The sequence below is a fragment of the Rhizobium sp. BR 249 genome, assembly GCF_047445895.1.
In the GTDB taxonomy this organism is placed as follows: Bacteria; Pseudomonadota; Alphaproteobacteria; order Rhizobiales; family Rhizobiaceae; genus Rhizobium.
The window spans coordinates 194,573-201,424 of the sequence record NZ_JARWKX010000009.1 but is presented as its reverse complement, the minus strand read 5'-3'; the positions used below and the strand labels follow the sequence as shown (position 1 = coordinate 201,424).

General features: G+C 63.3%; 8 protein-coding genes. 5 read left to right on the top strand and 3 right to left on the bottom strand.

Annotation, left to right across the window (positions count from 1 at the left end; genetic code table 11):
• The first annotated feature begins 35 nt into the window (after positions 1-35).
• The 4 genes from hutG (at position 36) to QD408_RS11360 (ending at position 3,921) form a co-directional block, all read left to right on the top strand.
• Positions 36-839, top strand: coding sequence for an N-formylglutamate deformylase (gene hutG, locus QD408_RS11375; RefSeq protein WP_088683484.1), 804 nt, complete (start codon positions 36-38; stop codon positions 837-839).
• A 24-nt stretch (positions 840-863) separates the two neighbouring features.
• Positions 864-2,537, top strand: coding sequence for a urocanate hydratase (hutU, locus tag QD408_RS11370; RefSeq protein WP_088683485.1), 1,674 nt, complete (start codon positions 864-866; stop codon positions 2,535-2,537).
• Between the two features lie 5 nt (positions 2,538-2,542).
• Positions 2,543-3,118 carry a HutD family protein gene (locus QD408_RS11365; protein ID WP_088683486.1) on the top strand — a complete coding sequence of 192 codons (576 nt, stop codon included), beginning with the start codon at positions 2,543-2,545 and terminating at the stop codon, positions 3,116-3,118.
• A gap of 173 nt (positions 3,119-3,291) precedes the next feature.
• Positions 3,292-3,921, top strand: coding sequence for a J domain-containing protein (locus QD408_RS11360; protein WP_088683487.1), 630 nt, complete (start codon positions 3,292-3,294; stop codon positions 3,919-3,921).
• A gap of 13 nt (positions 3,922-3,934) precedes the next feature.
• Here the strand turns inward: QD408_RS11360 and QD408_RS11355 are convergent, their stop codons facing one another.
• Positions 3,935-4,636, bottom strand: coding sequence for a DUF899 family protein (locus QD408_RS11355; protein WP_088683488.1), 702 nt, complete (start codon positions 4,634-4,636; stop codon positions 3,935-3,937).
• 312 nt (positions 4,637-4,948) lie between these two features.
• Entirely contained in the window at positions 4,949-5,131 is a 183-nt protein-coding gene (locus QD408_RS11350) for a hypothetical protein (RefSeq protein ID WP_088683489.1), read from the bottom strand.
• Positions 5,132-5,196: 65 nt separating this feature from the next.
• Here QD408_RS11350 and QD408_RS11345 point away from each other — a divergent pair, with 65 nt between their 5' ends.
• On the top strand, positions 5,197-5,841 hold the full coding sequence (locus QD408_RS11345; protein ID WP_414139376.1) for an alpha/beta family hydrolase: 645 nt from the start codon (positions 5,197-5,199) through the stop codon (positions 5,839-5,841).
• A gap of 40 nt (positions 5,842-5,881) precedes the next feature.
• Here QD408_RS11345 and pcaQ read toward each other — a convergent pair whose 3' ends face one another.
• Positions 5,882-6,808 (bottom strand): pca operon transcription factor PcaQ, encoded by a 927-nt coding sequence (pcaQ, locus tag QD408_RS11340; protein WP_414139375.1) that lies wholly within the window; start codon positions 6,806-6,808, stop codon positions 5,882-5,884.
• Positions 6,809-6,852: the final 44 nt, after the last annotated feature.

Below are 6,852 nucleotides of genomic sequence, written 5' to 3'. Positions count from 1 at the left end.
TCCCCCTTGTGGGGAGGGGTTGGGGAGGGGTTTTGATGACCACACCATACGAAACCCGCCAGGGCACCTCGCCCATCATCCTCGGCTTCCCCCACACCGGCACCGACGTGCCGCCTGACATCGCCGAGCGCCTCAACGAAAACGGCCGTCTCCTCGCCGATACCGACTGGCACATCCACCGGCTGTATGACGGCCTGCTCGACGATGTCACGACGGTCCGCGCCACCTTCCATCGCTACGTGATCGACGCCAACCGCGATCCGGCTGGTGTCAGCCTCTATCCCGGCCAGAACACCACCGGCCTCGTCCCTGAAACGGACTTCGACGGCAAGGCGATCTGGAAGGATGGGCAGGCGCCTGACGAAGCCGATATTGCGGCGCGGCTCAAGGATTTTCATGCGCCTTATCATGCCGCCCTTGCCGCCGAGATCGAGCGTGTCAAGGCAATCCATGGCGTTGCGATCCTCTACGATTGCCACTCGATCCGCTCGCATATTCCCTTCCTCTTCGAAGGAAAGCTGCCGGATTTCAATATCGGCACCGATATGGGCAAGACCTGCGACAGTGCCATCGAGCAGGCGGCGCTGACCGTCACGCAAGCCGCCGAAGGCTACGACAGCGTGCTCAACGGCCGCTTCAAGGGCGGCTGGACGACCCGCCACTATGGCCGGCCCGAAACCGGCGTGCATGCGATCCAGATGGAGCTTACACAATCCACGCATCTCGAAACCGAAACAGTGCCCTTCGCCTACGACACCGCCAAGGCGGACAGACTTCGCGTCCATCTCAAAGACATTCTGGTGCGCCTCGAACAGATCGCACCCGGCCTGAAACGATAACGATCACTCGACAGGGGAACCGTCATGAACAATCCACGCCACAACATCCGTGAAATCCGCGCGCCCCGCGGCAACGATCTCAATGCCAAGAGCTGGATGACCGAAGCGCCGCTGCGCATGCTGATGAACAACCTCGATCCCGACGTCGCCGAAAATCCTAACGAGCTCGTCGTTTACGGCGGCATCGGCCGCGCCGCGCGCACCTGGGAGGATTTCGACCGCATCGTCGCCACGCTGAAGACGCTGACGGAAGAGGAAACGCTGCTGGTGCAGTCCGGCAAGCCGGTCGGCGTCTTCCGCACCCACAAGGATGCGCCGCGGGTGCTGATCGCCAACTCCAACCTCGTGCCGCATTGGGCGACCTGGGACCATTTCAACGAGCTGGATAAAAAGGGCCTTGCCATGTACGGCCAGATGACGGCCGGTTCGTGGATCTATATCGGCACGCAGGGCATCGTCCAGGGCACCTACGAGACCTTCGTCGAGGCCGGCCGCCAGCATTACGGCGGCAATCTCAAGGGCAAATGGATCCTGACCGGCGGCCTCGGCGGCATGGGCGGCGCCCAGCCGCTCGCAGCCGTCATGGCCGGCGCCTGCTGCCTCGCCGTCGAATGCAATCCCGACTCGATCGATTTCCGCCTGCGCACCCGCTATCTCGACGCCAAGGCCGAGACGCTCGACGAGGCGCTTGCGATGATCGACCGCTGGACCAAGGCTGGCGAGGCCAAATCCGTCGGCCTGCTCGGCAACGCCGCCGAAATCCTGCCGGAGATGGTCCGCCGCGGCATCCGCCCCGACATGGTCACCGACCAGACCTCGGCGCACGACCCAATCAACGGCTACCTGCCGAAGGGCTGGACGATGGCCGAGTGGAAGGCCAAGCGCGAGAGCGATCCGAAGGCGGTGGAAAAGGCAGCGCGCGCCTCGATGCGCGAACATGTCGAAGCGATGATCGCCTTCTGGAACGCCGGCATTCCGACGCTCGACTACGGCAACAACATCCGCCAGGTCGCCAAGGAAGAAGGCCTCGAAAACGCCTTCGCCTTCCCGGGCTTCGTGCCGGCCTATATAAGACCGCTGTTCTGCCGCGGCATCGGCCCCTTCCGCTGGGCCGCCTTGTCCGGCGATCCGGAGGATATCTACAAGACAGACGCCAAGGTGCGGGAACTGACCCCCGGCAACACCCACCTGCACAACTGGCTCGACATGGCCAAGGAACGCATCGCCTTCCAGGGCCTGCCGGCGCGCATCTGCTGGGTCGGCCTCGGCGACCGTCACCGCCTGGCTCTGGCCTTCAACGAGATGGTCAGGAATGGTGAGCTTTCCGCACCGATCGTCATCGGCCGCGATCATCTCGACTCCGGCTCCGTCGCCTCGCCGAACCGCGAGACCGAAGCGATGAAGGACGGCTCCGATGCCGTCTCCGACTGGCCGCTGCTGAACGCCCTGCTCAACACGGCGTCGGGCGCTACCTGGGTGTCGCTGCATCACGGCGGCGGCGTCGGCATGGGCTTCTCCCAGCACTCCGGCGTCGTCATTTGCGCCGATGGCACGGATGATGCGGCGAAGCGTCTCGAACGCGTGCTCTGGAACGACCCGGCGACCGGCGTCATGCGCCACGCCGATGCCGGCTACGACATCGCCATCGACTGCGCCAAGGACAAGGGCCTGCGCCTGCCCGGCATTCTCGGGAACTGAGCTCCATGAAGATCCTGCGCGCCAGCGATCACAAGCGCATGCCGTGGAAGAACGGCGGCGGCGAAACGGTGGAAATCGCCGTTTCGCCGGAAGATGCCGGCCTTGCCGGCTTCGACTGGCGCGTCAGCATGGCGACGGTCGCAACGGACGGTCCGTTCTCGATCTTTCCCGGCATCGACCGCACGCTTGTGATTCTCGACGGCAACGGCATGGTGCTCGATATCGAGGGCAGCGCCCCGGCGCTGCTGACGACGGCAAGCGATCCCCTGGCCTTCCCGGCGGATATCCCGGTGGCGGCCAGGCTCCAAGACGGCGCGATCACCGATCTCAACGTCATGACCCGCCGCGACGGGGTCGCCCATAGGCTGACCCGAATCGATGTCGACGGTGGCAGGAGCGTGCCTCTGGCTTCGTCGGCATGCCTGCTGCTCTGCCATAGCGGCGCAGTGTCGTTTCGGTGGAACGACGAGACCGGCGCGCTTGCGGCCGGCGATGCGCTGCTGATCGAGAATGCGGCCGGAACCGAACTAAAAATCGACGGCACGGCCAAATGTTATCTCGCCTCGATGATCACAAACTGATCGCCGCACAACATATTGAAAAATATAGATCATCAAGAAATGATCGAGGCCACCGCATCGACCATTCTCATGTCAGACCATAGACGTCATTCCTCCTTTCGGTCTAAACTTTGCCTTTGTGATGCAAAAGAAGACCTAGACTGCCCCGGCATTCGGGCAGCAGGGGAGCAGGCGTGACCGATCCATACGAAATTCTCGGCGTTGAACGCGATGCGGACGAGGCGAAGCTGAAGGCTGCCTATCGCCGCCTTGCCAAGGTCGCTCATCCCGATTCGGGAGGCGATACGGAAGCCTTCGACATTTTGCAGAAAGCCTATGGGCTGCTTCTCGATCCGGTCCGCCGCAAGGTTTACGACGATACCGGCTATGACGTCGAATTCGCCGATGCCGCCGAGCTGCAGGCGCTCGTCATGATCGAGAAGCTCGTCACCGATGCGGTGCTCGACGAGCGGGCGCCTGGAAGCTTCGATCCCGTCGCCGTCATGCAGGACAGCCTCTCCGAGGAATTGCGCAAGGCGCGTTTCAGCAAGAGCGAGCTGGAGCGCCACGCCTCGCGCATCGGACTGCACCTGGAGCGGCTCGAAAAACAGTCCGGCCGCGATGTGCTCGCCCACATGTTCCGCGCCCGCATCGAAGCGATCTCCAAGGCGGTCGCGGAAACCGAGGCGAAGATCAAGGCGACCGAACGCGCCGCCGACATGCTGAGCGGCTATGTCTACGATCTCGATCCATCGCTGCTGCCGGAGGCCTCGGTCGCCAACCTCGAATGGATCGAGACCTCCAGAAACCGCTCCACCGGCTGACACCCCGCAGGTATCAATAGGAAAGCTTCGGATACCAGTCCGGTGCCCGGCCTTCCGGCGTCGAATCGAGCACGGTCCAGAGCGGCATCAGATCGGGCGCACCTCGCGGATCCTCGCCGGGATCGGCCGTGACGCCGCCCATCTCCTGGCTCCAGAAGTGGCGGATGGTGCCGTCGCGCCGCGTGAAGACATTGAAGGCAGCATCATCGCTGCCATCATTGCCGATGGCATGGTAGTCCCGGCTATAATCGTCCGTCAGATCGGAATAGAGCGGCAGGTGATGCCAGCCGCGCTCTTTTTTGAAGGCGAGCAGCCTTTCGATCGGCGAGCGGGCGACGATGGCAAGCGCGGCGCGCTGCTGGATATCGAGCGCTTCGCCGTCCCAGGCGGACAGCAGCGAGGTGCACATAGGGCACGGGCGCTCGCGTTGGGGGCCGAACATGTAGCTGTAGACGATCAGCGTCTCCTTGTCGGCGAAGAGTTCGCTGAAGCTTATCGGCCCGTCGGCGCCTTCGAAGCGATAATCTTTCTTCACTTCGCCGCCCGGCGGCAGCGCGCGGCGCTGCACCGCCACGCGCTCGATGTGCCGGCGCAATTCGATCTCTTCGGCCAGCAGCGCGTCGCGGGCGCTGCGATAGGCTTCGCTCTCATTGGGGAAACGCACGCCGTTCTTCGCCGCAAGCACGGCGGCAGGTACCAGATGCCGATTATCCATGACGATCCTCCTTCTATTGCCGCGCGTCCAACGCGCAAAGGACATGCCGAAGCCGCAACGGAATTCAACACGCCGTAAAGATGACGAACGGCGGATAGGAAAGTCGACAGCGCGCCGCGAAAAATTTACCCGTGCAATGCCGGAAAGCAAAAAGGGCGCTCGACCCTTGCGGGGAGCGCCCTTACCCTGTTGGACGGCAAGCGGCTCGACGACGTCGATACCCCATGCATCCATTTTTCAGGCAGGGCCGCTATATGTACCTTTTGCGACAGGGTTTCAAGGGGCGTTCTGCATGATCGTTGCTGGCGGCCGCTAAAAGGCGACGCCGGTTACGGGATTGACCACCGGCCGTTCGCTTTTGTCCCTGACTCCGGCCGGCTGCACCGCAGGCGGCGGCATCGATTCCGAGTCGGCGGGCTCGGGCTTGCCGGGAACGGCGCCGACATCCTTGGGCCGGCGCTGTTCGGGCTTTACGTTTTCATCATTCGTCGACATTGTCCGTCTCCTTTGAAGGAAGAAGTCACGGCCGCCGACATGGTTCCGATGACAGGAGGATGCCGATGCCCGAAAAGTTTCTGCTTCAGGGTCCGCAGGATGCGCGCTTCACGATCCTTCTTGCGCATGGCGCCGGCGCGCCGATGGATTCGGCATCGATGACGGCAGCGGCGGAGGCGCTCGTCGGCGTCGGCTTCCGTGTCGCCCGTTTCGAATTCGCCTATATGGCCGCCCGCCGCACCGGCGGGCGCAAACCGCCGCCGCGCGCCGAAACGCTCAATCCCGAATATGAGGCGGCCATCGCCGAGCTTGGCGCCGACGGCCCTCTCATCATCGGCGGCAAGTCGATGGGCGGCAGGGTCGCCAGCATGATCGCCGATGATTTGCATCATCGGAGAAAGATCGCCGGCCTGCTCTGCCTCGGCTATCCCTTCCACCCGCCCGGCCAGCCGGAAAAGCTGCGCACCGGCCATCTCAAGGAGCTGACGACGCCTACCCTGATCTGCCAGGGAACGCGCGACGAATTCGGCACGCAGGAGGAGGTACTAAACTACGATCTTTCCGGCCGGATCGAGATCCTCTGGCTCGAGGACGGCGACCACGACCTCAAGCCGCGCAAGAAAATTTCCGGCTTCTCCGGCGCCGATCACCTTTCCACGATGGCGAAGGCGGTAAAGGAATGGGCCGAAGGGTTGCCTTCGTCAGGCTGAAAGCCTTCTGACGTCGATGCGTCGAGCCGACCTGTAGTTTCTAGGGTTTCCTGGAAATTTCCCCCGCCGCCTCCCGGATCGTCTGCATCAGGATCGATTGGGGCAGAGACGGCACCGCATCGGCGCGCATCGTCAAGCCGACCGGTCCCTTGGTCTCGCCGGTATCGACCGGCAGAAGGGCCAGCCGTCCGTCGGCGATATCGTCGGCCACCACGCCGTTGGAAATGATCCAGATCGCGTCGCTTGCCCTGAGAAACGCCCGGCCGAAGGAGTCCGAAACCGTCTCGATCTGGTTCGGCAGACTGGAAACGCCGTTGGCGATGAGGAAATTTTCGACCACCGGCCGGATGATCGAGCCCCGCGTCGGCATGAGCACCGTGTAGTCGGCAAAACCGGCGAATGGCGATTGCCTGGCGCCAAGCAGCGGATGGCCAGCCCGCACGGCAAACACCACCTGCTCGGAATAGAGATGCTCGAAGGAAAAGCCGGCCATCTTCTCCGCCCCGGCCAGACGGCCGACGACGAGGTCGAGGTCTCCGACGCGAAGCTGCTCCAAGAGCACGGCATTCTCGCCGGTGACGATCTTCACCCGGCTCAAGGTCCCTTCCTTGAGGAAGAGTTCCATCGCCCGGGGCATGATGCGCGACGACACCGTCGGCAGCGCGCCGATGCGGATCGGCGGTGCATCGGCGAATTGTTCCTGCGAGACCGAATCGAGCCCCTGGCGCAGCGCCGTCAGCGCCGCCCCGGCATGCCGCAGGAAGACCTCGCCGTAGCGCGTAATCTTGATGCCGCGGCCATCGCGCTCGAAGACGGCGACACCCAGCACCTGCTCCAGCTCGCGGATCGTCTTCGTCACCGCCGGCTGACTGACATGCAGCAATTCAGCCGCCTTCATGACGCTCTTCTGCCGCGCCACCTCGACAAAGGTCTGCAGATGGCGAAACTTGACGCGGCTGTCGATCATCTCTTCCATAACTCCAGGGTTATCGAAAAGCCGATAAATATCAT